We start from the raw sequence: 22,154 nt of genomic DNA, 5'->3' as shown, positions 1-22,154 counted from the left end.
TTAATTACTAAATGGCATACCAAACTTAGCAAGCAAAGCTTTACCTTCCTTATCGTTTAAAGCCGTGGTTACTATTGTAACATTCAACCCAGATATCCTCTCTATTTTATCATAATCTATCTCAGAAAATATTATTTGCTCTGCTATTCCAAAAGAACAATTGCCATTCCCATCAAAAGCATTGCCATTTATACCTCTAAAATCTTTAACACGAGGCAATGCTAAATTAACAAGCTTATATAAAAATTCATACATCATGTTACCACGAAGTGTAACTTTAGCACCTATTTCTTGACCTTGTCTAATCTTAAATCCAGAAATAGCTTTTTTAGCCTTTGTCTTTACAGCTTTCTGTCCAGTAATCTGACTAAGTTCCATAACAGCTGAATCTAAAAGCTTTTTATTCTTAACAGCATCACCTACACCCATAGAAACAACAATTTTTTCTATTTTTGGAGCTTGCATAATAGATTTATATTGAAATTCGCTAACAAGTTCTTTTACAATATTATCTCTATAACGCCTCTTCAACTCAGGAATATAACTCATAATCTAAACATTCTCCCCACTTTTTTTAAGATATCTCTTTTTCTCATTATTCTCAAATTTAATTCCTACTCTTGAAATCACACCATTAGAAAATAACATCACATTTGAAATATCCATAGGTGCTTCCTTATCAATTATTTTTCCTTTCTCTTGAGGAGTTCTTGCCTTTATAACCTTCTTAATCATATTACAAGATTTAACAGTAACTTTAAACTTTTTTCTATCTATGCTAGCAATTTCACCAACTTTACCTCTATCTTTACCACAAAGGATCTTTACTTTATCACCAACTCTCAACTTTGTTTTCATAAATAGCCCCTTATATCACCTCTGACGCCAAAGAGACAACTTTCATAAAATTAGCATCCCTTAGCTCTCTTGCAACGGGTCCAAAAACTCTCTTACCCCTTGGATTTAAATTAGCATCAAGTATAACACATGCATTGTCATCAAATCGAACATAAGTGCCATTCTTACGTCTTATCTCTTTAGACGTTCTAATAATTACGGCTTTATGCACATCTCCTTTCTTAACAGGAGAGTTAGGAATTGCTTGCTTTACAGCAATAACTATTATGTCTCCAACCTTAGCATATCGCCTCTTGCTTCCACCAAGAACTTTTATGCATTGTGCTATTTTACCACCTGTATTATCAGCAACAGTTAAATATGTCTGCATCTGTACCATAATTAATCTCCTCTATCTCTGTATTTCTAATATAAAAATAATCGAAATTATTTTGATCTCTCCAAAATTTCAATAAGTCTCCATCTTTTCTCTTTACTAATAGGTCGGGATTCAACAATTTTCACCTTATCACCAAGTTTCGATTCCTCTCTCTCATCATGCGCCTTAACTCTTCTGCTAACTTTTAAGTACTTATGATAGATAGGATGCATTTTTCTTTGAACAATCTCAACAACTACTGTTTTGCTCATTTTATCACTAACAACCTTTCCAATCAGTTCTTTCTTATTTTCCCTTGCCATAACACTTAAACCTTCCTAATACCTATTGCATACTCATGAATTATCGTATTAAGCCTTGCAATATCTCGCCTCAGCTCTCTTTTTTTTAAAGGATTCTCAACATGCCCAACCACAGTCTTAAATCTTAAATCCATATATTCCTTCTTTAAAGTTAATCTTTTTGCTTTCATATCTTCAAGAGTAAGATCTTTTAAATTTTTTAACATAACTCACCTCAAATCTCGTCTTACAACAAATGTAGTCTTAACTGGAAGTTTAGAACTAGCAAGCATCATAGCTGATTCAGCAAGTTCTCTAGGTACACCAGACATTTCAAACATAACAGTACCAAGTTTTACAGGAGCATTCCAATGATCAACTCCTCCCTTACCTTTCCCCATCCTAGTTTCAGCTGGCTTTTTAGTATAAGGTATATCTGGAAATATTCTAATCCAAACCTTACCTCCCCTCTTAACCCTACGAGTCATAGCAACACGAGCTGCTTCAATTTGTCTTGCAGTAATAAAATCTGCCTCAAGAGAAACTAGCCCATATTCCCCAAAAGATATTTTATTACCCTTCTGAGCCTCTCCAGAAAGTCTTCCCCTTTGTTTTTTCCTATATTTAACCTTTCTAGGACTTAACATCTAACGCTCCTTAAAATTCTAGATATCAGAATCATTTTTATTTTTAAAATCATTCTTAGATCTAGATCCAATTTCTAATTTCTCTCTAGAAAATTTATCGTCATTTACAACCTTTCTACCCTTATCATCGATTTTACCCTTATCAAAACGCTCAACCTTATCTTTTGAAGGTTTCCTATTAATTACTTGTCCCGCATCTGAATTGATTTGCTTTCCTAAAATTTCGCCCTTAAATAACCAAACTTTAACACCAATAACACCATAAGTTGTATAAGCTTCGGCAAAACCATAATCTATATTTGCTCTAAGAGTATGCAAAGGAATTCGTCCTTCTTTAACTTCAAAACTTCTAGCAATCTCAGCCCCACCAAGTCTACCTGAAACTTTAATTTTTATACCTTGGATACCTTTAGAAATAGAAGACAAGAGTGAAGATTTTAAAAGTTTCCTATAAGAAGCTCTATTTTCCAACTGTTTTGCTATGCCATTAGCAACAATTTGTGCATCAAACTCTGGCTTCTTAATTTCTTTTATTTTAATATTAATTTTTTTAGATACTTTTCTAGTTAACAATTGACCAATTTTTTCAAGATTAGCACCTTTAACACCAATAACAGAACCGGGTCTTGGAGTAGAAATTACTACAGTCACTCTTTGAAGATTATTTCTAATGATTTCTATATCAGAAATATCAAATTTAATTCCTTTAAGAAATTTCATAGTTTCTCGTCTTATTAAGAAATCCTCGTGAAGAATTTCAGAATATAATTTCTTATCAAAATACCACTTTGATTTCCAATCCCTATTAATTTTAATTCTTAAACTGTAAGGATGTACTTTTTGACCCATATCCTATTCTCCACCATACATCTTTTCATAAACTTCAACAAAAATATGACAACTTCTATTAATAAGCCTATCTGCTCTACCTCTAGCTCTAGGCCAAATGCTTCTACGCTTTCTCCCATCATCTACCATAACTGTCTTTACAAATATCATATCTTCAGAAAGATTTCTATTATGATACATAGCATTTGACGCTGCCGATTTAACTACTTTTCCCAAAAGTTTAGCTCCTTTATTAGGCATAGAGCACAATATTGCAACAGCTTCGTTATAAGGCTTGCCTCGTATATTATCAGCTATAGGTCTCACCTTTTTTGGAGAAGATGGCAAATTTTTGCCCTTAGCAGTATATTTTTTATTCACAAACATAAACCTCTATTTCCTCCCCTTCTTATCTGATTTAGCATGCCCTCTAAAAATTCTTGTAGGTGAAAATTCTCCAAGCTTATGCCCAACAAGATCCTCAGTAATATACACAGGAATAAAAGATTTCCCATTGTAAACAGATATAGTAAGACTTACCATTTCAGGAATTATTGTTGAGGTCCTAGAATAGGTTTTAATTACAACCCTTTTCTCCTTACCAGAAGAAGCTAAAACTTTCTGATAAAGACTCTTTTCTATAAAAGGTCCTTTTTTAATAGATCTTGCCACTACACACTCCTAATTATTTCTTCTTTTGACGATAAATTTATCTGAATACTTATTCTTTTTTCGAGTCTTATATCCCTTAGCTGGCTGCCCCCAAGGAGATACAGGATGTCGACCACCAGAAGTCTTACCTTCTCCACCTCCATGTGGATGATCTATAGGATTCATGGCAACACCTCTAACTTTAGGTCTTCTACCAAGCCACCTACTCTTACCAGCTTTACCAATAGAAACATTCATATAATCTTCATTACCAACTTCTCCAAGAGTCGCTATGCACTTCTTAAAAATCATTCTCATTTCACCTGATGGAAGCTTAACTGTTACATAATCTCCATCAGAAGCAATAATCATAGCATATCCACCAGCACCTCTTACAAGCTGTCCACCCTTTCCAATATTAAGTTCAATGTTGTGAACCATCTTACCAACAGGAATATTTTCAAGCGGCAATGCATTACCAATCTTTATTGGGGCATTTGGACCACTCTCCAAAATATCACCAACCTTAACTCCTTTTGGAGCAATAATATACCTTTTATCTCCATCTCTATATACAAGCAAAGCTATATTAGGGCTTCTATTTGGGTCGTACTCAATAGCTGCAACTCTAGCAGGTATACCAAATTTATCCCTTCTGGCAAAATCAATTTCCCTATAACGTCTCTTATGTCCTCCACCTCTTCTCCTAACACTAATTCTTCCAGAAGAATCTCTCCCAGCCCTAGATACCTTCCCTTTAGTTAAAGACTTCAAAGGGTCATTACCCTTACTTAACTCATCAAAAGATAAAGTTGTCTTATAACGTAAAGACGAAGTTTTTGGCCTATAAGTCTTAATCCCCATATTTTTTCTCCAAAACCACTAAAAAATATCTATCTTATCTTCTTTTTTAAGATAAACATACGCTTTTTTCCATGAAGAAGTTTTCCCTCTGCCAATAGGATAACCTTTTCTTGAGACAACTGTTTTAACCTTGCTCTTAACATTAAGCAAATTACATGATATTGGGGTAACATTAAAAAGCTCTTTAATTGCAGCACCAATTTCCTTCTTATTTGCCTGTTTTTTAACTTTAAAAGCATAAACATTCATATTTTCTCTTTGAATATTAGTCTTCTCAGTAAGCATAGGCGAAATTATTATATCATAAGCTTTCATAAATCATCCTTACTATCCATTTTATTTAACATAAAGCTCATTAAGCCCATTAATAGCAGATTCAAGAGCTATTAAATTTTTAGTATAAAATAAATCAACAACCCTAAGTCTATTAAAAGATAAAATCTTCAAATCCCTTATATTCTTTCCTGCTCTCTTGATCATCTGATCGTCATTACCCAATAAAATAACTGTTCTTCCATTATGTTTTATAAAATTCTTTATTATTAAAGCAAGCTCTTTTGTCTTTCCTGAGTCAATAGTAAAATTTTCAACAACTTTAAGTCTATCATCCACAGATGCACATAGACTTAAAACAGATTTAAAAGCAAGTCGTTTAACTTTTTTTGGAAGCTTATAACTATAATCCCTTGGCTTTGGACCCAAAGCTATACCTCCACCAACCCAAACTGGATTCCTTCTAGTTCCAACTCTAGCACGTCCCGTACCTTTTTGTTTCCAAGGCTTTTTTGAACTACCTCTAACCTCAGCTCTAGTCTTAGTTGAAGCTGTACCAACTCTAAGATTAGCTAGCTCATTATTAATAGCATTATATATAGAACCATAACTAACATCTATATTGAAAACTCCATCATCCAAATCTATAGTTCTAAGTTCTTGTCCATCTTTAGAAAAAACTTTTCTTTCCATACTAAATACCTACTTTTTTTGCCTTTTTAACAATAACAAAAGAACCCTTAACTCCTGGTACAGCTCCTTTAACCAAAATGGCTCTTTTTTCCTCATCAATAAAAACAATTTCAAGATTTTGAATAGTTTGTTGTTCACCACCCATTCTGCCAGCCATTTTAGTTCCCTTAAAAGTTCTAGCAGGTGTAGTAGCTTGACCTGTACCACCAAGATGCCTATGAAATTTAGAACCATGAGAAGATGGACCACCACTAAAATTATGTCTTTTCATAGCTCCCTGAAAACCTTTACCCTTGGTAGTACCAGTAATATCTACATATTTAATCTCTCTAAAAGCATCAAGTCCAACCTCATCACCCGCATCATAACCTTTAAGACCTTTAAATTCTATCACATATCTTTTAGGTTCAATATTTTCTAATTTTTTATATTGACCTTTTATAGGTCTTGAAACTTTAGAACCCTTAAGATCGACAGAACCCATTATAAGAGCATCATACCCATCTCTCTCCATTGTTTTTTTGCCTATAACATAATTGGGTTCAAACTCTATCACCGTCACAGGTACCACAATTCCATTGCTTTGAAAGACCTGCGTCATGCCAACTTTTTTTCCAATCAATCCGAACATTAAAACACCTCAAATTCATAACTTAAAAATCTATTACTGTTTAATATCAACCTCCACTCCTGCAGGAAGCTCCAATTTCATCAAAGAGTCCATCAAAGCAGAAGTAGGCTCTAAAATATCAATAAGCCTCTTATGGGTTCTCATTTCAAACTGTTCTCTTGATTTTTTATTAACATGAGGAGAACGCAAAACAGTATACTTCTTTATTTTTGTCGGCAAAGGAATTGGACCTTTAATCTGTGCTTTAGACTTTTGAACAGCCCTAACAATAGACTCAGCACTCTGATCTAATATCTTAACATCAAAACTAAAAAGCCTTACCCGTATCTTATCTTTAGTAATCAATTTATTCTCCTAAACTTTAGAGACAAAAAATCTCTAAACCCTACACTATTCCAATATTTCCAGAATTCTTCCTGAAGCAACTGTTCTACCGCCCTCTCTAACAGCAAATTCAACATTTTTATCCATCGCTATTGAAGATATAAGCTCAACAACAATATCAACATTATCTCCAGGCATAACCATCTCTTTACCCTCAAGACTAACCATACCTGTAACATCTGTTGTTCTAAAGAAAAATTGAGGTCTATATCCTGAAAAGAACGGTTTATGTCTTCCACCTTCTTCTTTAGTTAAACAATATATAGAAGCCTTAAATTTTTTGTGAGGAGTAATTGTACCAAGAGCAGCAATAACCTGACCTCTCTCAATATCTTTTTTATCAACACCTCTTAATAAAAGACCAACATTATCCCCTGCTTCACCTTGTTCAAGAATCTTTTGAAACATTTCAACACCAGTAACGGTTGTCTTTCTGGTTTCTCTAATTCCAACAATCTCAACTTCTTGTCCAACCTTAATAACACCTCTCTCAATACGACCAGTAGCAACTGTACCACGTCCAGAAATAGAGAAAACATCTTCAATAGCAAGCAAAAATGGTTTATCAATATCTCTTTCTGGAAGATCAAAATAATTATCCATAGTTTCAAGAAGTTCTTTTATGCATTTTGTAGCTTCAGGATCATCAGGATTTGACATAGCTCCAAAAGCTGAACCTTTTACTATTGGTGTATCACTAGGAAATCCATATTTCTCAACAAGTTCTAAAACCTCAACTTCAACAAGCTCCACAAGCTCAGGATCTGCCAAATCTAGTTTGTTTAGAAACACTATTATTTTCTTTATTCCCATTCTTTGTGCAAGGAGCAAATGCTCTTTTGTTTGAGGTTCTGCACCACTATCAGCAGCAACCAATAATATTGCAGCATCCATCTGAGCTGCACCTGTAATCATGTTTTTAATATAGTCAGCATGCCCAGGACAATCAACATGGGCATAATGTCGATTTGCAGTTTCATATTCAATATGTCTAGCATTAATTGTTATTCCTCTTGCCTTCTCTTCAGGCGCATTATCAATATCTTCATACTTAAGAGCTTTAGCATCTTTATTTACCTTTGAACAATAAATACTAATAGCCGCTGTTAATGTTGTCTTACCATGGTCAACATGCCCTATTGTACCAACATTCATATGTGGCTTTGTTCTTTGAAAAATTTCCTTAGCCATGAATCACCTCCCAAAAATTTGCACTCTAAATCTTCATCTATTCTTCAAAATTCTTAACTTAAGAATTCCAATTTGTTCCTTTACTAAAGGATAATAACATTATATAAAATAAAACCATTATTAAAAAAACATATTTTCTTAGAAATTGACCCGATTACCGTGTTTTTCTAAAAGAATTCTTAACAACTCCATTAGTGTACACATTATTCAAAATATAGTCAATATGTAATATATTGATATTAAATATTAGTCAATAAAAAAGAATTGAGCAATCAATGCTATAACTAAATTATTAAAATTCAAAATATATCTAAGATTAATATTAAAGGCTAAGATAATATAACACTATGTCACAATTTAAGTTAAAATACAAACTATTAAGGAATAGCATAATACTTATTATTTTCATAAATATCTCATGCATCAAAAATAATGATGTCAAATCAAAAGAAACAGGCAGAGAAATTACTTATATTGTTAATATAAAGAAAAATACAGAAAAAATTGAAATTATAAGATTTAATACTAATAAAAAAAACAAATTAATTATCACTCTTAAAAACAACAAAAAAATAGATATAAAGCAAAACTCACTAGCAATCTTTAAAAAAGGAAATAAAACCGGGCATATAATTCAAGAAGGCATTAAAGCAGGAGAAGAAAAAACATTTAACTTAAATATCAATGTCAATAAGCAACAAAAAAACATATTTTATATCTTTCTAAAAGAAGATTAATATTCAAAAGATCACTTTTATGAATATTCAATTAAATAAAAGTATGTATAAAATACTGCCTCACAAAAACAACGATACAACTTCACATATTACTCTTATTGCATATCTGTCCATATCTAGTTAAAGTTACAAATAATAAAATAATTAAAGCCAAATAGTTTGAAATTATAAAAGCATAACCTAATGAATCTTCCACAATTCCAAAATATTGCAATATAAAAACAGTTGGTAAACGAATAATCCAGAGACGAATACAAACAACAATCATAACCAGCTTTGTCAGCCCTGAACCTACTAATACACCTAAAAAAACTTGTTGCAAACCAAATCCAACAGTTCCAATAACTGCCAATGATAAATAACCATTAGCATACTTAATAACTTCTAAATCAGATGTAAAAAGAGCTATTATAACATCTTTAAAAGACATGATAAAAGATGCAACGGTAAGCATTATTACTAGAGTAACAAAAAATCCTTTTTTTAAAATATCTCCTACTCTCATTATATTTTTTGCACCAAGATTTTGTCCAACAATTGAAATAATTCCAGTACCAATACTCATTCCAGGAAGAAGTAAAAAAGAAATAATATTATTTACCATGCCATAAGCAGCTAAAAATTTGGAACTAATTTGAATTACAATATGATTAAAAATCAAAAAAGATAAAGAGGCCATAACTTGACCAAAAGCTGCCGGCAATCCCAAACTAATAATTTTTCTTATTACATTAATATCTGGAATAATATCTTTAAAATGCACTTTAAGTCCACAATTTAATCTATATGTAAAAAAAAGATAGGACAAAACTGTAATTAATTTAGATAAAAGCGTAGACCAAGCAGCACCAGCAATACCTAAACCCAAAGTAAACATTAAGATTGGGTTAAGAAAAAAATTAATAATATTTGCGACTAAAATCAAAAACATCGCAACAACAGTTTCTCCTTGAGAATTCAATATATACACAACGGAAATACTGAGAAACATAACGGGTATTCCATAAACTATAACATAAAAATACGACCTTGTAAGTTCTTTAAGCTCACCCCTTACACCCACAAGTTCTAAAATAGAATCTATAAATATAAAAATTAAAATTGCAACAAATAAAGAAAATATAAAATTTAAAAAAATTAACTGACCAGCATATTTTGAAAATTTAGAAAAGGTCTTCTCTCCAATAGATCTAGACATTAATGACACACTTCCTGTAGCCATTCCCATGGCAAAAACCATAATAAGGAAATTAATAGGACCAGTAAGAGACAATGCTGCAAGAGGCATAGCACCAAGTTTCCCAACATAAAACATATCTACAAGTTCATAACAAGACTGAAGAAGATTGGTTACCATAATAGGAAAACTTATAAACAAAAATACTAAGTACAAATTACCTTCTAATATTAATTTTCTAATTTTTGTTTTACTTGTTGACATAAAAAATACCTTTTATCCTATTATACTGGCAAATTATTAATTTTATGAAATTAAATATCTATATCTTACCTTATAAAATTAATAAAATAAATTATACAACCCATAAAAAATTTTTTCATACAAAAGCAACACATCACAATTGTTAAAAATAATTTAATATCATAATGATAACTAAAAATTATTTAAAAGATAAAAATCAATTTATAAGCAAAATTTAAATATATAAAATGAAGTCTTTATTCATCTCTTACTCTTTTAATTCTTGCACCAAGAAAGCTCAACTTAGAAACAACATCTTCATATCCCCTCTCAATTTGATAAATATTATGAATACGACTCTTACCCTCAGCACAAAGAGCTGCAATAAGCAAAGACATACCTGCTCTAACATCAGGAGAAGATACATCACTTCCCTTAAGAATAGTTTTCCCTGTAACTACCACACGATGAGGATCACAAAGAACAATTTGAGCTCCCATTTTAATAAGTTTATCTACAAAAAACATCCTTGATTCAAACATTTTTTCAAAAATAAGCACAGTCCCTTGAACTTGAGTCGCAGTTACTATCATAATACTCATAAGATCTGTTGGGAAAGATGGCCAAGGACCATCATCAATTTTAGGAATATGTCCTCCAAAATCCAACCTTACTTTTAAATACTGTTTTTCTTTAACATATATATTTTCATTATCATATTCAAAATCAATACCAAGTTTTGAATATACATGCTTTATTAAAATAAAATTACCAGGATCAGCCTTATTAATTTCAAGCTCACCTCCCGTTAATGCAGCAAGACTAATTAATGAACCTATCTGCATAAAATCAGCACCTATCATAAATTTAGCCCCTCTTAATTTCTTAACACCTCTTATTTTAAGCAAATTAGAACCAATTCCAGAAATGTCAGCTCCCATCAAATTCAACATATTACACAAATCTTGCACATGTGGTTCACATGCAGCATTCATTATCACAGTTTCTCCAAAAGCAAGAACAGAAGCCATAATAATATTCTCAGTAGCCGTAACTGATGCCTCATCCAAAAACATCTCAGCACCAATTAAATTATCTACCTCTAAAACAATACGTTCATTCTCTATCAACTTAGCACCAAGCTTACCAAGACCATAAAAATGAGTATCAAGACGCCTTTTACCAATAACATCTCCACCCGGAGGAGCAATATCAATTCGCCCACACCTAGCAAGCATAGGTCCTACAAATAAAATTGAAGCTCGAATTAAATCCGTTAAAGAAGAATCTATTTCTGTTTTCGCAATATTTAAGGCCTTAATTTTAAGGATATTACCATCCCTTACAACATCAACGCCTATGTCTTCTAAAATTTTTAAAATAACCTCTACATCTCTAATATTTGGAACATTTTCTAAAATCACTTCTTCATCTGTAAGCAATGCTGCTATCATGCAAGGTAAAGCCGCATTTTTATTTCCACTCGCCGTTATTTTTCCACCTATTTTAAAACCACCTTCCACAAGATAGCTATACATTATTACCTCCCAACCAAATAAAATTTATGTAAAAAACACTTAAAAATTAAAGTAACACCTAAATATCAGTACTATTTGCAATACTACTGTCAAAATCAATATATTCCCTTATAGCCTCAACAAACACAGCTTTACCATCATCAATATCAACTATAATGCCATTAAAACCAAGCCCATCCCACGATTCAGTAAATTTATTATTTAAAAAACCTTTTAAAAATTTATCTATTTCAAATACAGTAGAATATCCAACAACACTATCTAAACTTCCAACTCTACCAAGATCGGTAATAACTGCGGTATTATCAAAAATTCTAAGATCTGCTGTTAATATTCTCTTACCAATACCCAAACAAGCACTAACTCTAGATTTGAGATAAAAAAACATAGCATTAACTTCAGCTGTGGTATTAGAATCAAAAAGTACGATTATATTATTGGTAATTGACTTAATTCTTTCATAAAAATAATCAAAAGTAAGAAAAGGATTATTAAAATTATATTTCGTAATTCCTGTCTGTCCCACAAGTCTTAGCACAGCAAGTTTAATTCCATTTATATTATAAATAAAATAAGAATAACCTTTTAACCTAGCAGGGCAATTTAAAGGTTTTAAAATAAAATTATACCTATCAAGTTCGTCACTAAGCCCAGCCCTTACAAATGCATTTTCTCCTAAAGTTAAAACATCAACACCATATTTCTTTAACAAAAATGCATGTCTCTTACATAATCCTCTAAATCCTGTAGTAAAATTATTGCCAGATATAACAAAATCAATTTTATTTTTTTGTTTAAAAGAATGTAAAAAATTTTTTACCACAAAAACGCCAGGCTTACCTACAATCTCTCCAGAAACCAAAATCCGCAAACTCACAAAATCTTCTCCTATTAATCCAGATCAAAAAACTTAGAAATAATATTCCTAAAAATAACACTTGACAAAAAATAGCTTATTGCAATTGAAATAAAAATCATCACAATAATTAAAACATACTGAAAAATAGGAGAAACTATAATATTCAATCTTGAAACAAAAAGAAATTCAAGAAAAAAAATAAAAAACATTAAAGATAAATTAATTAATGAACATAAAACAAAATATAAAAAATTCATAAATTAGTACTTTTATCTTTAGTAAATAAATCATAAATTATAAACACGATCATCCCAACAACAACATAACTGTCTGCAAAATTAAAGGTTGGCCATCTCTGAAGTCCAAAAATACCAAAAAACTTCACATCCAAAAAATCCACAACACCCAAAGGCCTAAAAAGTCTATCAATAATATTCCCAATACCACCAGATAAAATCAAAATAAGAGCAAACCTCGATACTTTGTTATTTTCTTTTAATGAAAAAGAAAAAACAAAAACTAAAATAATAATAGGAATTATAAGAAAAAATAAATTTTTCAAGCTAGAATCAATATTCGAACCTAATGAAAATAAAACACCAGTATTTCTTACATGTATTATCTTAAAAAGATCCCCAAAAAAAGATAGATATTCGGTTCCAAGCCTAACATAAGTAACAACTAAATATTTAGACCATTGATCAAAAAAAACTAAAATAGAGATAAAGATCAAATTACTAACTAATCTGTTTCTATTTATATTCATATTAAATCCTTATAAATTGGTATCTTGTAAAATAAAATCAACTTCTAATCCTCGTTGATTTTTTAAATATTCCATTAATTTTAACAAACCAAACGTTTCGGTAAAATAATGACCAGCAAATATCAAATTTACACCCCTCTCTTCAGCCAAAGAATATATCTGATGAGAAGTATCTCCAGTTATAAACAAATCAATATCATATTCTAATGCTTCTTCAAAAAAAGAATATCCAGAACCACTAACAATAGCCACTCTTGATACGTACTCTTTAAATTTCTTATAAAAAAGAATATGTTTATTATGGGCTTCAATCCTTTTTAAAATTTCAGAAAACCCAAATTCAGCAATAGAAATAATACCCAAATTAATACCTTTATAATTTGCAAAGGGAATAGGATTATGAAATCCAAGAAAATCAGACAACACTCTGCTGTGAGAATAAATAGTATGAGCATCCATTGGTAAATGAACACAATAAAGCGACAAATCATTATTAATAAGCCATTTCACTTTATCATACATACCAGCAATAATTTTATCTGATTTTGACCAAAAAATACCATGATGAGTTATTAAAAAATCATAACCCTTTACTTCTCTTAAAGTTGCCATACTTGCATCAACAGCCAAAGCAACCTTTTTAACCTCAAGCTCCAAATTACCAACTTGAAGTCCATTAAGACTTTTATCAATATCCTTATGATCATTGACTTTAAATATTTCATCCAAATGCAATGATAATTCTTTAACAGTCAAACTAAGTTCTCCAAATTACAGCATAACTCCTTTTGCCTTTAAATTTTCTATGAGAATAAAGATTACAATTGCAATAAGTACAAAGACCTGAATCCTCAACTTTTAAATTAAAATTAGAAATTAAACCTAAATTAAAATTAGCATTATCAAAATATATTTTATCATCCTTTTTACAAAAAGACATATCCAACAATTTTTTACTAAATTGTAAATTTATTTTTGACACAAATTCTGATGAAACTTCATAACAACATCCTCTGTTATAAGGTCCAAATATAATTCTCAAATCTTCAAAATTTGAACCCATATCTTGAAATTTAAATAACATTTTTAAAAGAATAAGCTGAAAACTACCCTTATACCCACTATGAGCAAGTCCTATATATTTTTTTGATTTGTCAAATATATATATAGGAAGACAATCTGCATAATAAGCAAGAAGAGCAACATTAAAAGAAGAGGACACAAGCCCATCTCCCCTTTGAAAATTAACAAAATCATCAGCAACTTCATAAACAATATTTGTATGTAATTGCTTTAAATATTTTATTTCTTTATTCTTTGGAATAAAACTTAAATTATCATTACTAATATTTTTTATCTCTAAATCAAAAGGTTTTTTAGTATAAATCAACTTAACACTAGAATCTACTTCAAATTCATAATAAAGTTCTCTCTCCAATACCTTCATAATCTAAACTCTTCACCAAGATAAAGTTTTTTAGCCTTCTCACTATTTATAATATAATCAACATTCCCCGAATCAAGCACTTGTCCTTGATAAATAATATAAGCTCTATCTATTATATCAAAAGCATCTCTTACATTATGATCCGTAATTAAAACACCAATATTCTTACTCTTTAAAATCCTGATTATATCTTTTATATCTCCAATAGCAATAGGATCAATACCTGCAAAAGGTTCATCAAGCAACAAAAAATATGGACTTACAGCTAAAGCTCTAGCTATCTCAGTTCGTCTTCTCTCTCCACCAGAGAGTGTATAAGCCTTTTGATATTGTATTCGTTTAATTTCAAAATCTTTAAGAAGATTTACAAGTTCAATTTTACGTTCGGCTTGAGATAAATCTTCTCGTCTCTCAAGAGCAACTAAAATATTATCTTCAACTGTAAGTTCCCTAAAAATAGATGGCTCTTGGGGCAAATAAACAATTCCCAATCGTGCTCGCTCATACATATTAAGTTTAGAGACATCATGATTATTGATTAAAACACGCCCACCATTGGCTTTAATAAAACCTACAATAGTATAAAATGTAGTGGTTTTTCCTGCACCATTTGGACCAAGCAAACCTACAACCTCACCCCGATGAACATCAATAGTCACACCATTAACAGCTACTTTCTCTCCATACTTCTTAACAATACTATCTGCCTTAAGAACAATATCAGTAACAGCATTAAGACTAAGTTTTTCTTTAATTGATTCTATTCTATTTTTCTTGTTGAGGAACATTTTCCTCCACTTGAGTAAATTTACCTTCAACATCACCCTCAAGATTATATTTTTTTGTTTCCGTATTTAAAACTATCCTTGAAGCAGAATAATAATTATCATCTTGATAAATAACGGGAACACCCTCAAGAACAATTTCTTTTTCTTCCTTATTATAAATTCCATTTTCAGCTCGTGCAAAAATGTCACCTTTATATATCTTAACAGAATACTGCATAATATAAACACTTGTCTTACGACTACCTTCAATCCTTTCAGCCTTAACAACAAGTTCATTTTCTAAATCTTCAAGTTCAACACCTTTTTGAAGATAAAAATTATCTAATTTTCTATTAACAAATAAAAATTGTGATTTCACATTCATTTTATTAGTATAATCTTCATAATAAACATTACCACGTGCCTCAATATAAGAACTCCCTTCCCCATAAATTTCAATCTCATCAGCCCTAAGCTTAAAATCAGAAGAAATCACCTCAGGATTTCCCTTTAAAATAATCCTTCTATAAAGAGGAGACAAAATACCATGAGAAAAATCAGCTCTAAAAGTAAACTCACTCTTTTTTTTTGAATTGTCTTTTTCTTTTAATTTTGAAGAGTCATCCAAACCGTTTTTACTCTGTGCATAACCAAATAAAGAAATACAAATTAAACAAAGAATTAAACTTTTCACTTCACAAGCCCTTCAATACCAGAATAAAAATAAAAATTATTACTCTTGAAAAAATACGAAAAACCCTTTCCTGTTATATTACTCTCATCAAATCTAATAAATACTAACTCATTTGGAGGAGAAAATAACTTTTTCTCATTATCTCGCCATAAAAGTCTATTGGTATTAATGAGATAATAATTATTCATATCTTCTATCTTCAATTCCACAGAATCTTTCATATCTAAATCTTTAGTAACATGAGAACCTTCTAAATTACTAAACTTACCCGAAATTCGATTTTCTAAGGCATGATACAAAAATCTCCCATTTTCAACTTTATAAAGTTTATAATAATTAAAATAATTAAAACTTAAAGCTTCCAATATGGTTTGTTTCTTACCGCCCACAATATTATGATAGCTAATTTTTAATATTTGTATTGTAGGAGCTTCTTTAGCAGCACCTGTCCTATTAGAATATTCCTCATAATTAAAGGTACAATTAAATAACAGAAAAAGTGGTAACAAATAAAACAAAGCATATCCTATCATACAAGTCCCTAAATAATTTATACAAAAATATCTCTAAACTATCTCAAATTCCAAACACTCAATATATTTCTTATTCATTAATTGAGATAATCACCATAAATAAAACTTACACCTAAGAATTTCACAATACAGACACAACATATAAAATCCTTATTTTTTTTGTTAAAGGACCTTATGGCTATTAACAAGCACTACAATAATTATGCAATACTACTAAAAATTTTTCACTAAAATTTCTCTTATATTGCCACGTCCAATTGGATTTGCATTAATCAACCTTTTAGAATCAACAAAAATAATGTTGTAATTTTTATAAAGCTCAAGACTAGATGTGGTATTAGAATTTGAAAGCAAAAATTTAGCTCCTTTCTTATCTATCTTGTCACAAAAACGTAATAGTCTCTCATGCATTGAAAAATCAAATCCATATTTATTATAACTTGTAAAATTACTTGTTTTTGAATAGGGTATATAAGGTGGATCAAGATAAACAAAATCATCTTTTTTAATAAAATTAAGTAAACAAAAAAAATCTAAACTTAAAACCCTAACTTCTCGCAAAAGTTTAGAAGCTAATCGCAAATTTTCAATTTCAAAAAGATTAATCTTTTTATATTTACCAAAAGGAGTATTAAATTGTCCACTACCATTTTCTCTGTAAAGACCATTATAACAAGTTTTATTTAAATAAAGAAAAATACAAGCCTTTTCCAAATTAGTTAAATTTGCATTATTAAAACTATTCCTTATATCAATATAATACTCCTTAGTTAAAGGAGCATTATTATACTTTTCTATTCTTAACAAAAAATTATTTAAATTATGGGCAACTTCCATATAAAAATTAATCAAATGAAAATTTATATCATTAATAATTGAATTTTTTAAATTTAATGCAAAAAACAATGCCCCTCCACCTATAAAAGGTTCAATATAATTATTAAAAGAAAGAGGAATATTATTTAAAATAGAGTTCAATAAATTTTTCTTACCACCAGCCCATTTCAATATAGGCCGTATCACAACACTCATAATCAATAACTAATAATAATGTTCAAACTCATCATCTCTTTTATAAGTAAAAATTTCATCTTTTGTAAACCAGATAGGTATTTCACGATTTGCATCAATAAGACTTGCAGAAGAATGAATCACATTATAAACTGCAAAATTTTTTGCATTTGCATAATTAAAACTATGATAAGAAAAATCACCTCTTATTGTCCCAGGTACAGACATCTTAGGCTCTGTAGAGCCACAAAATTTTCTAACAACCTCAACAGATTCAACACCTTCAATAACAAATGCAAAAACCGGAGAACTCATTAAAAAATTAACTAAAGACTTCCAAACAGACTCACCATGCCTTGCAGCAATATCATCATACAAATAATGTTCTTCGGCCATCTTGCGATCAACCAAAACCATTTTAGCAGCCACAATTTTTAATCCTACCCTCTCAAACCTAGAAACAACATTACCAATTAAACCTCTTCTAACCCCATCAGGTTTAACAATACATAAAGTTTTTTGTATTAATGTAGACATAAACAACCTCCCAATGTTTTTAATACAATGCAAACTAATAATAAGACATAATTTATTTAATTCATGAATATGCATTTAAAAACAACTTATTTTAAAATGCTAATTTTTTGCAATTAAAATTAAAACTCAATGTATCTCTTAAGCACTTTATTATAAGTTCAAGTAATTTAAAAACACACTATTTATATTACCTTATATAAATAATTTTAACTATTGGTTATAAATTAAAATTCTAAACTAAATACAAATACAAAAAAAGCATTCAAAAAAAATTCTTTAAAAAGCTATAAAAACAAACTATTTTGCAAAAAATGACTTAAGAACAAAATCACATTTTAAGTCTCAAACGTAATGCCCTAAGAGTAGTCACTTTATCTGCATTACTAATACTACCCCCAGCAGGAAGACCAGATGCTATTCTTGTAACATTAATATCTAAGTCCTTTAAAAGATTACTGATATAATTTGCGGTTACATCTCCCTCAATACTAAATTCAGTAGCAATAATTACTTCTTCTGCTTTTAACAGTTTAATATAATTCTCTAATTTATTAAGATTCAACTCATCTGGTCCAATATTTCTTAAAGGATCAAGATGACCATGAAGAACAAAATAAAATCCATCATATTCCTTAGTAGCCTCAATAACTTCCAGATCTTGAGGCATTTCTACAACGCAAATTATACCTTTATTTCTATTTAAATTCGTACAAATATTACAAAGTTCTTCTTCAGCAAAATTGTAACAATTTTTACATTTTTGTATCTCTAAATGAAGTCTAATTAAAATTTGTCCCAATGTTCTTGAAAAATTTTCACCGGTATACAAAATATCATAAACCATTCGTGCTGCTGTTTTTTTTCCTATGCCTGGAAGTTTAGAAACTAATTCAATTAAATCTTGTATAATCAAACTTTAAATCCCAAATGGAATAGAACCCATTGTTTTTGATTTTATTTCTTCTTTCACTTTAAAAACAGCATCATTAAAAGCAGATTTTATCATATGTTCAAGTGCTTCATTATCCAAATCATTAAAAAAATCTTCTTTAATTAAAATTTTTTTCACAACAAATTCCCCATTCATTTCAACAACAACAACATCACTTCCTGCCCTACCACAAACAACAATTTGAGATATTTCTTTTTTAATATTATCAATATTATCTTTAAAATTTGACATATTTTTCAAAAAATCTAATGGATTTACTGCCATATTTACTCCTTTACTTCACTTGCTCCAAAAATGTTTTTGACTCTCAGCACCTCATTATCAAACTCATCATCATTATCCTTAAATTGCTTTTGAAATATAACATTTAATCTAGGAAACTCTTTACAAAATTCCGCCCTTATCTCATTTTGATAAGCCTGTAGTTGATTATATTCAAATCCACTAAAAATTTTATAATAAAGCACCCCACCATCAATTAAAACCTCTCCTGAATACACTAAAGTTTGAACATACTTAGACACTAAGTAAATAAAAGTTTCTTTAATTCTATCATTATCATCGATCTTATCAAAATTATCCTTTGTTTCTATAAAAATTTTATCAATATCATCATCCTCAGAATCACAATGTACATCAGGCTCTTGAATCTTAACTTTCAATGGTATCTCTTCTTCAGTAGCATTATCTGGTTCCATCAAAGGCACATCACTTAGCTCTGATTTTAAATTGACATCACAATTTATTTTATCTATATCACAATTTATTTCATTTAGTGCTTTAGTTTCAATATCCTGAATTTGCTTAATTAAAAGATGATTAGGGATATAATTTTTAAGTCTAAGTATCTTAATAAAATTAATCTCAATTTCATATTTAGGATTTATCGAAAATTGCAAATCCCTATAAGTTTCAAGCAATACACTAATACTTCTCTCAACATGTTTTAAATCAAAATTTAATAAAGATTCTTTTAAACTTTCAAATTTAACACCAATAAACATAATATTTTTGATGTCTAATTTCAAAAATAATATTTCTCTAAAAAATTCAATTGCATCAAGAAGAAATTGTTCACATGAAATACCTGTTAAAAATACAGTATCTAAAACACTAAGTAACTCTTTTAAATCATCATTAAGAATGCTCAATGCTAATTTTTCCAAGAATTCGTCACTGGTTAATCCCATCTTAGATCTGATTTGATCAAATTTTATATCAGAATTACTCAATGACACAATTTGATCAAAGAGAGTATAGGCATCCCTTACGCTACCTCCACTCTTATAAGCAATCCACTTTAAAGCTTCATCCTCGTACTTAATGTCATCTTCTAAACAAACACATTTTAACATCTCATAAATTTTATCTAAAGGCAAAAGCCTAAAATTAAAATGTTGACATCTACTTTTTATCGTGTCTGGTAGTTTGTGTACCTCTGTTGTTGCAAAAATAAAAACAATATAATTTGGGGGTTCTTCTACGGTTTTCAAAAGAGCATTAAAAGCAGAATTTGAAAGCATATGAACTTCATCAATAATATAAACCCTATACCTAGAATTGGCAGGAGGAAACATTATTTCTTCTTTAATTTGCCTAACATCTTGAACAGACGTATTTGAAGCACCATCAATCTCAATAACATCAAGACTATTATCGTTATCAATAGATTTACAATTAAAACATGTACCACAAGGCATAATTGTTGGACCTGTTTGACAATTTAAACATCGTGAAAAAGCTCTTGCAGAAGAAGTTTTGCCAACTCCTCGTGGTCCTGAAAATATATAAGCATTTGCTATCTTATTACTTTCTATTGAATGTTTTAAGGTTTCAACTACAAAATCTTGTCCTTCAAGAGAAGTAAAATCTCTGGGACGCCTCTTAATGGCAGTACCCCTTGCAGATATCATCCCATCCCCCATAAATAACAATAATTTTACTTAAACCTTAAATTAAATCTAAATTTAAAAAACAAAAAATTTATTTTATATTAATTACAATATACATAATATAACAATAATACCTATTTAAGTATTATTTCATAAAAACGTACTTACATATCTAAACAAAATAAATTTATCCTAAGATTACACGCACTCATTGAGTAATCACTTACCGCTGCTACCTTCCAGTCCTGACGGGATTAGGCAACACTCAATAGTGCGGATCCTAGGAACCGGAGAAAATGGGATTCGAACCCATGATACATTCTCATGTATACACGCTTTCCAAGCGTGCGCCTTCAGCCACTCGGCCATCTCTCCAAAACTACATACTTTCGTGCCCAAGGGGACTTGAACCTCTGACCTTCAGAACCGCAATCTGATGCTCTATCCAGCTGAGCTATGGGCACAAACATTTAACTTCAATTGTAATAAAAATTATTATTTATTACAATAAAAATAAATTTATAACAAATAATCAAAAATACTCTTAAAAGTTAATAGTAATTCATTTATAAGAAAGGAGCAATAAATGACATCTAAATTTTCAATAAGCATAATAATAATTTTTTTAATAACAATAGCATGCACCAAACACGACAAAAAAACAGAAAGTGCTGAAATCAATATCGAAACAAAAATTATCAAAGAAGATACCACCAATGAAGACAACATTATTTTTCACATTGATGCTCAAATTCCCACTATAGAAGGAATAGAATTTGGTTTTGAAGAATTAATAAAAAAATGGAAAAATGATACAATCGAACTTTTTAAAACAATAAAAGAAAAAAAAGAGCCCCATGAATCTTTCTATTATTCTGATTTTGAAATATTTAAAAATCCAAACCTTAACATAACATCCATTCTATATAATCAATTTCAAATAGATAAATACGCTGCAAATGGCCTTACAACATATCATTCCATTAATTTAAGAGGAAAAGAAAAAATAGAACTTGCAGAAATCATTTCAAAAGACCAATTGGATTCTTTGATACAAGTATTAAGAGAAGAAGTAAAAACAAAATTTGAAAAAATTGCAACTCATTATGACAATAAATCCACATTTGAAATAGAATTTGAAAAAATTTTTAAACAATATCAATACTATTTTAAAAACAATGAAGTTGTAATTTTCTATAATCCATTAATAATAGGTCCACACTCAGATGAAAAAATTGAATTTACATTTCCAATAAACAATAATTCTGAAGGTGACATTACTAAAAAGAAAAAAACCGACTGTCCAATTTGTTCATAATAA

The 22,154-nt window shown here is 29.9% G+C and carries 31 protein-coding genes, 2 tRNA genes and 1 other RNA gene; 2 read left to right on the top strand and 32 right to left on the bottom strand.

Annotated elements, in window-relative coordinates; translation table 11 throughout:
• The 15 genes from rplE to tuf are packed head-to-tail and all read right to left on the bottom strand — an operon-like array spanning nucleotide 1 to nucleotide 7,680.
• Nucleotides 1-549 (bottom strand): 50S ribosomal protein L5, encoded by a 549-nt coding sequence (rplE, locus tag BDU_RS02450; RefSeq protein ID WP_012538244.1) that lies wholly within the window; start codon nucleotides 547-549, stop codon nucleotides 1-3.
• A 3-nt stretch (nucleotides 550-552) separates the two neighbouring features.
• Nucleotides 553-858: a 50S ribosomal protein L24 gene (gene rplX, locus BDU_RS02445; protein WP_012538243.1), complete on the bottom strand. Its 306-nt coding sequence runs from the start codon at nucleotides 856-858 to the stop codon at nucleotides 553-555.
• A gap of 10 nt (nucleotides 859-868) precedes the next feature.
• Nucleotides 869-1,237, bottom strand: a complete 369-nt coding sequence (gene rplN / locus BDU_RS02440) for a 50S ribosomal protein L14 (RefSeq protein ID WP_012538242.1) — start codon at nucleotides 1,235-1,237, stop codon at nucleotides 869-871.
• A 47-nt stretch (nucleotides 1,238-1,284) separates the two neighbouring features.
• Complete coding sequence (gene rpsQ / locus BDU_RS02435) at nucleotides 1,285-1,539, bottom strand: 30S ribosomal protein S17 (protein WP_012538241.1); 255 nt, start codon at nucleotides 1,537-1,539, stop codon at nucleotides 1,285-1,287.
• A 5-nt stretch (nucleotides 1,540-1,544) separates the two neighbouring features.
• Complete coding sequence (gene rpmC / locus BDU_RS02430; protein WP_012538240.1) at nucleotides 1,545-1,745, bottom strand: 50S ribosomal protein L29; 201 nt, start codon at nucleotides 1,743-1,745, stop codon at nucleotides 1,545-1,547.
• A gap of 3 nt (nucleotides 1,746-1,748) precedes the next feature.
• On the bottom strand, nucleotides 1,749-2,165 hold the full coding sequence (gene rplP / locus BDU_RS02425; RefSeq protein ID WP_012538239.1) for a 50S ribosomal protein L16: 417 nt from the start codon (nucleotides 2,163-2,165) through the stop codon (nucleotides 1,749-1,751).
• A gap of 18 nt (nucleotides 2,166-2,183) precedes the next feature.
• Nucleotides 2,184-3,014, bottom strand: a complete 831-nt coding sequence (rpsC, locus tag BDU_RS02420) for a 30S ribosomal protein S3 (RefSeq protein WP_012538238.1) — start codon at nucleotides 3,012-3,014, stop codon at nucleotides 2,184-2,186.
• 3 nt (nucleotides 3,015-3,017) lie between these two features.
• Nucleotides 3,018-3,380 (bottom strand): 50S ribosomal protein L22, encoded by a 363-nt coding sequence (gene rplV, locus BDU_RS02415; RefSeq protein ID WP_012538237.1) that lies wholly within the window; start codon nucleotides 3,378-3,380, stop codon nucleotides 3,018-3,020.
• Nucleotides 3,381-3,386: 6 nt separating this feature from the next.
• On the bottom strand, nucleotides 3,387-3,665 hold the full coding sequence (rpsS, locus tag BDU_RS02410) for a 30S ribosomal protein S19 (RefSeq protein ID WP_012538236.1): 279 nt from the start codon (nucleotides 3,663-3,665) through the stop codon (nucleotides 3,387-3,389).
• Between the two features lie 9 nt (nucleotides 3,666-3,674).
• On the bottom strand, nucleotides 3,675-4,508 hold the full coding sequence (gene rplB, locus BDU_RS02405; protein ID WP_012538235.1) for a 50S ribosomal protein L2: 834 nt from the start codon (nucleotides 4,506-4,508) through the stop codon (nucleotides 3,675-3,677).
• 18 nt (nucleotides 4,509-4,526) lie between these two features.
• Nucleotides 4,527-4,823 (bottom strand): 50S ribosomal protein L23, encoded by a 297-nt coding sequence (gene rplW / locus BDU_RS02400; RefSeq protein ID WP_012538234.1) that lies wholly within the window; start codon nucleotides 4,821-4,823, stop codon nucleotides 4,527-4,529.
• A 21-nt stretch (nucleotides 4,824-4,844) separates the two neighbouring features.
• Nucleotides 4,845-5,474: a 50S ribosomal protein L4 gene (gene rplD / locus BDU_RS02395; RefSeq protein WP_012538233.1), complete on the bottom strand. Its 630-nt coding sequence runs from the start codon at nucleotides 5,472-5,474 to the stop codon at nucleotides 4,845-4,847.
• A 1-nt stretch (nucleotide 5,475) separates the two neighbouring features.
• Nucleotides 5,476-6,105: a 50S ribosomal protein L3 gene (rplC, locus tag BDU_RS02390; RefSeq protein WP_012538232.1), complete on the bottom strand. Its 630-nt coding sequence runs from the start codon at nucleotides 6,103-6,105 to the stop codon at nucleotides 5,476-5,478.
• 33 nt (nucleotides 6,106-6,138) lie between these two features.
• Nucleotides 6,139-6,450: a 30S ribosomal protein S10 gene (gene rpsJ / locus BDU_RS02385; RefSeq protein WP_011772424.1), complete on the bottom strand. Its 312-nt coding sequence runs from the start codon at nucleotides 6,448-6,450 to the stop codon at nucleotides 6,139-6,141.
• Between the two features lie 45 nt (nucleotides 6,451-6,495).
• Entirely contained in the window at nucleotides 6,496-7,680 is a 1,185-nt protein-coding gene (gene tuf, locus BDU_RS02380) for an elongation factor Tu (RefSeq protein ID WP_012538231.1), read from the bottom strand.
• A 347-nt stretch (nucleotides 7,681-8,027) separates the two neighbouring features.
• On the opposite strand from tuf, the gene BDU_RS02375 reads away from it, so the two are divergent.
• Nucleotides 8,028-8,417, top strand: coding sequence for a hypothetical protein (locus BDU_RS02375; protein ID WP_012538230.1), 390 nt, complete (start codon nucleotides 8,028-8,030; stop codon nucleotides 8,415-8,417).
• Between the two features lie 82 nt (nucleotides 8,418-8,499).
• Here the strand turns inward: BDU_RS02375 and BDU_RS02370 are convergent, their stop codons facing one another.
• From BDU_RS02370 to BDU_RS02290, 17 genes are all read right to left on the bottom strand, one after another.
• A complete protein-coding gene (locus tag BDU_RS02370; RefSeq protein WP_012538229.1) occupies nucleotides 8,500-9,858 on the bottom strand; it encodes an MATE family efflux transporter in 1,359 nt (452 codons plus the stop codon).
• 236 nt (nucleotides 9,859-10,094) lie between these two features.
• A complete protein-coding gene (gene murA / locus BDU_RS02365) occupies nucleotides 10,095-11,375 on the bottom strand; it encodes a UDP-N-acetylglucosamine 1-carboxyvinyltransferase (protein WP_012538228.1) in 1,281 nt (426 codons plus the stop codon).
• Between the two features lie 58 nt (nucleotides 11,376-11,433).
• Complete coding sequence (locus tag BDU_RS02360) at nucleotides 11,434-12,252, bottom strand: YmdB family metallophosphoesterase (protein ID WP_012538227.1); 819 nt, start codon at nucleotides 12,250-12,252, stop codon at nucleotides 11,434-11,436.
• 235 nt (nucleotides 12,253-12,487) lie between these two features.
• Nucleotides 12,488-13,000 carry a signal peptidase II gene (lspA, locus tag BDU_RS02350; protein WP_012538225.1) on the bottom strand — a complete coding sequence of 171 codons (513 nt, stop codon included), beginning with the start codon at nucleotides 12,998-13,000 and terminating at the stop codon, nucleotides 12,488-12,490.
• A 9-nt stretch (nucleotides 13,001-13,009) separates the two neighbouring features.
• A complete protein-coding gene (locus tag BDU_RS02345; protein WP_012538224.1) occupies nucleotides 13,010-13,756 on the bottom strand; it encodes a Nif3-like dinuclear metal center hexameric protein in 747 nt (248 codons plus the stop codon).
• 1 nt (nucleotide 13,757) lies between these two features.
• Entirely contained in the window at nucleotides 13,758-14,447 is a 690-nt protein-coding gene (gene pgeF, locus BDU_RS02340; protein WP_012538223.1) for a peptidoglycan editing factor PgeF, read from the bottom strand.
• Nucleotides 14,444-15,235, bottom strand: a complete 792-nt coding sequence (lptB, locus tag BDU_RS02335; RefSeq protein ID WP_025400755.1) for an LPS export ABC transporter ATP-binding protein — start codon at nucleotides 15,233-15,235, stop codon at nucleotides 14,444-14,446. Before lptB ends, pgeF begins: the two co-directional genes overlap by 4 nt.
• Complete coding sequence (locus BDU_RS02330; RefSeq protein WP_404801586.1) at nucleotides 15,213-15,842, bottom strand: LptA/OstA family protein; 630 nt, start codon at nucleotides 15,840-15,842, stop codon at nucleotides 15,213-15,215. The genes lptB and BDU_RS02330 overlap by 23 nt, the downstream gene beginning before the upstream one ends.
• 62 nt (nucleotides 15,843-15,904) lie before the next feature.
• Nucleotides 15,905-16,441 (bottom strand): hypothetical protein, encoded by a 537-nt coding sequence (locus BDU_RS02325; protein ID WP_012538220.1) that lies wholly within the window; start codon nucleotides 16,439-16,441, stop codon nucleotides 15,905-15,907.
• A gap of 213 nt (nucleotides 16,442-16,654) precedes the next feature.
• On the bottom strand, nucleotides 16,655-17,473 hold the full coding sequence (locus BDU_RS02320; protein WP_041177716.1) for a DNA adenine methylase: 819 nt from the start codon (nucleotides 17,471-17,473) through the stop codon (nucleotides 16,655-16,657).
• 9 nt (nucleotides 17,474-17,482) lie between these two features.
• On the bottom strand, nucleotides 17,483-17,989 hold the full coding sequence (locus BDU_RS02315) for a nucleoside-diphosphate kinase (protein WP_041177715.1): 507 nt from the start codon (nucleotides 17,987-17,989) through the stop codon (nucleotides 17,483-17,485).
• A 328-nt stretch (nucleotides 17,990-18,317) separates the two neighbouring features.
• A complete protein-coding gene (gene recR, locus BDU_RS02310; protein ID WP_012538217.1) occupies nucleotides 18,318-18,902 on the bottom strand; it encodes a recombination mediator RecR in 585 nt (194 codons plus the stop codon).
• 3 nt (nucleotides 18,903-18,905) lie between these two features.
• Entirely contained in the window at nucleotides 18,906-19,205 is a 300-nt protein-coding gene (locus BDU_RS02305) for a YbaB/EbfC family nucleoid-associated protein (protein ID WP_012538216.1), read from the bottom strand.
• 2 nt (nucleotides 19,206-19,207) lie between these two features.
• Entirely contained in the window at nucleotides 19,208-20,854 is a 1,647-nt protein-coding gene (dnaX, locus tag BDU_RS02300) for a DNA polymerase III subunit gamma/tau (protein ID WP_025400750.1), read from the bottom strand.
• A gap of 166 nt (nucleotides 20,855-21,020) precedes the next feature.
• An RNA gene (ffs, locus tag BDU_RS07700) (signal recognition particle sRNA small type) lies at nucleotides 21,021-21,119 on the bottom strand.
• A 2-nt stretch (nucleotides 21,120-21,121) separates the two neighbouring features.
• A tRNA-Ser gene (locus BDU_RS02295) sits at nucleotides 21,122-21,208 on the bottom strand.
• A 15-nt stretch (nucleotides 21,209-21,223) separates the two neighbouring features.
• Nucleotides 21,224-21,297 (bottom strand) — tRNA-Arg (locus BDU_RS02290).
• Nucleotides 21,298-21,419: 122 nt separating this feature from the next.
• On the opposite strand from BDU_RS02290, the gene BDU_RS02285 reads away from it, so the two are divergent.
• The gene (locus tag BDU_RS02285) at nucleotides 21,420-22,151 is read left to right on the top strand and encodes an RsiV family protein (RefSeq protein WP_012538214.1); all 732 of its coding nucleotides are present in this window, start codon (nucleotides 21,420-21,422) and stop codon (nucleotides 22,149-22,151) included.
• Nucleotides 22,152-22,154 lie beyond the last annotated feature (3 nt).

It is taken from the genome of Borrelia duttonii Ly (assembly GCF_000019685.1).
GTDB classification, from domain to species: Bacteria; Spirochaetota; Spirochaetia; order Borreliales; family Borreliaceae; genus Borrelia; species Borrelia duttonii.
The sequence above is the reverse complement of the archived record's forward strand: the minus strand, read 5'-3'. Positions and strand labels throughout refer to the sequence as shown.

What these genes read in the sequence shown, in the direction of transcription:
- rplE (WP_012538244.1), bottom strand. Translation starts at nt 549, where the DNA reads ATGAGTTATATTCCTGAGTTGAAGAGGCGTTATAGAGATAATATTGTA.
- rplX (WP_012538243.1), bottom strand. Translation starts at nt 858, where the DNA reads ATGAAAACAAAGTTGAGAGTTGGTGATAAAGTAAAGATCCTTTGTGGT.
- rplN (WP_012538242.1), bottom strand. Translation starts at nt 1,237, where the DNA reads ATGGTACAGATGCAGACATATTTAACTGTTGCTGATAATACAGGTGGT.
- rpsQ (WP_012538241.1), bottom strand. Translation starts at nt 1,539, where the DNA reads ATGGCAAGGGAAAATAAGAAAGAACTGATTGGAAAGGTTGTTAGTGAT.
- rpmC (WP_012538240.1), bottom strand. Translation starts at nt 1,745, where the DNA reads ATGTTAAAAAATTTAAAAGATCTTACTCTTGAAGATATGAAAGCAAAA.
- rplP (WP_012538239.1), bottom strand. Translation starts at nt 2,165, where the DNA reads ATGTTAAGTCCTAGAAAGGTTAAATATAGGAAAAAACAAAGGGGAAGA.
- rpsC (WP_012538238.1), bottom strand. Translation starts at nt 3,014, where the DNA reads ATGGGTCAAAAAGTACATCCTTACAGTTTAAGAATTAAAATTAATAGG.
- rplV (WP_012538237.1), bottom strand. Translation starts at nt 3,380, where the DNA reads ATGTTTGTGAATAAAAAATATACTGCTAAGGGCAAAAATTTGCCATCT.
- rplB (WP_012538235.1), bottom strand. Translation starts at nt 4,508, where the DNA reads ATGGGGATTAAGACTTATAGGCCAAAAACTTCGTCTTTACGTTATAAG.
- rplW (WP_012538234.1), bottom strand. Translation starts at nt 4,823, where the DNA reads ATGAAAGCTTATGATATAATAATTTCGCCTATGCTTACTGAGAAGACT.
- rplD (WP_012538233.1), bottom strand. Translation starts at nt 5,474, where the DNA reads ATGGAAAGAAAAGTTTTTTCTAAAGATGGACAAGAACTTAGAACTATA.
- rplC (WP_012538232.1), bottom strand. Translation starts at nt 6,105, where the DNA reads ATGTTCGGATTGATTGGAAAAAAAGTTGGCATGACGCAGGTCTTTCAA.
- tuf (WP_012538231.1), bottom strand. Translation starts at nt 7,680, where the DNA reads ATGGCTAAGGAAATTTTTCAAAGAACAAAGCCACATATGAATGTTGGT.
- BDU_RS02375 (WP_012538230.1), top strand. Translation starts at nt 8,028, where the DNA reads ATGTCACAATTTAAGTTAAAATACAAACTATTAAGGAATAGCATAATA.
- BDU_RS02370 (WP_012538229.1), bottom strand. Translation starts at nt 9,858, where the DNA reads ATGTCAACAAGTAAAACAAAAATTAGAAAATTAATATTAGAAGGTAAT.
- murA (WP_012538228.1), bottom strand. Translation starts at nt 11,375, where the DNA reads ATGTATAGCTATCTTGTGGAAGGTGGTTTTAAAATAGGTGGAAAAATA.
- lspA (WP_012538225.1), bottom strand. Translation starts at nt 13,000, where the DNA reads ATGAATATAAATAGAAACAGATTAGTTAGTAATTTGATCTTTATCTCT.
- pgeF (WP_012538223.1), bottom strand. Translation starts at nt 14,447, where the DNA reads ATGAAGGTATTGGAGAGAGAACTTTATTATGAATTTGAAGTAGATTCT.
- lptB (WP_025400755.1), bottom strand. Translation starts at nt 15,235, where the DNA reads ATGTTCCTCAACAAGAAAAATAGAATAGAATCAATTAAAGAAAAACTT.
- BDU_RS02325 (WP_012538220.1), bottom strand. Translation starts at nt 16,441, where the DNA reads ATGATAGGATATGCTTTGTTTTATTTGTTACCACTTTTTCTGTTATTT.
- BDU_RS02320 (WP_041177716.1), bottom strand. Translation starts at nt 17,473, where the DNA reads ATGAGTGTTGTGATACGGCCTATATTGAAATGGGCTGGTGGTAAGAAA.
- BDU_RS02315 (WP_041177715.1), bottom strand. Translation starts at nt 17,989, where the DNA reads ATGTCTACATTAATACAAAAAACTTTATGTATTGTTAAACCTGATGGG.
- BDU_RS02305 (WP_012538216.1), bottom strand. Translation starts at nt 19,205, where the DNA reads ATGGCAGTAAATCCATTAGATTTTTTGAAAAATATGTCAAATTTTAAA.
- dnaX (WP_025400750.1), bottom strand. Translation starts at nt 20,854, where the DNA reads ATGATATCTGCAAGGGGTACTGCCATTAAGAGGCGTCCCAGAGATTTT.
- BDU_RS02285 (WP_012538214.1), top strand. Translation starts at nt 21,420, where the DNA reads ATGACATCTAAATTTTCAATAAGCATAATAATAATTTTTTTAATAACA.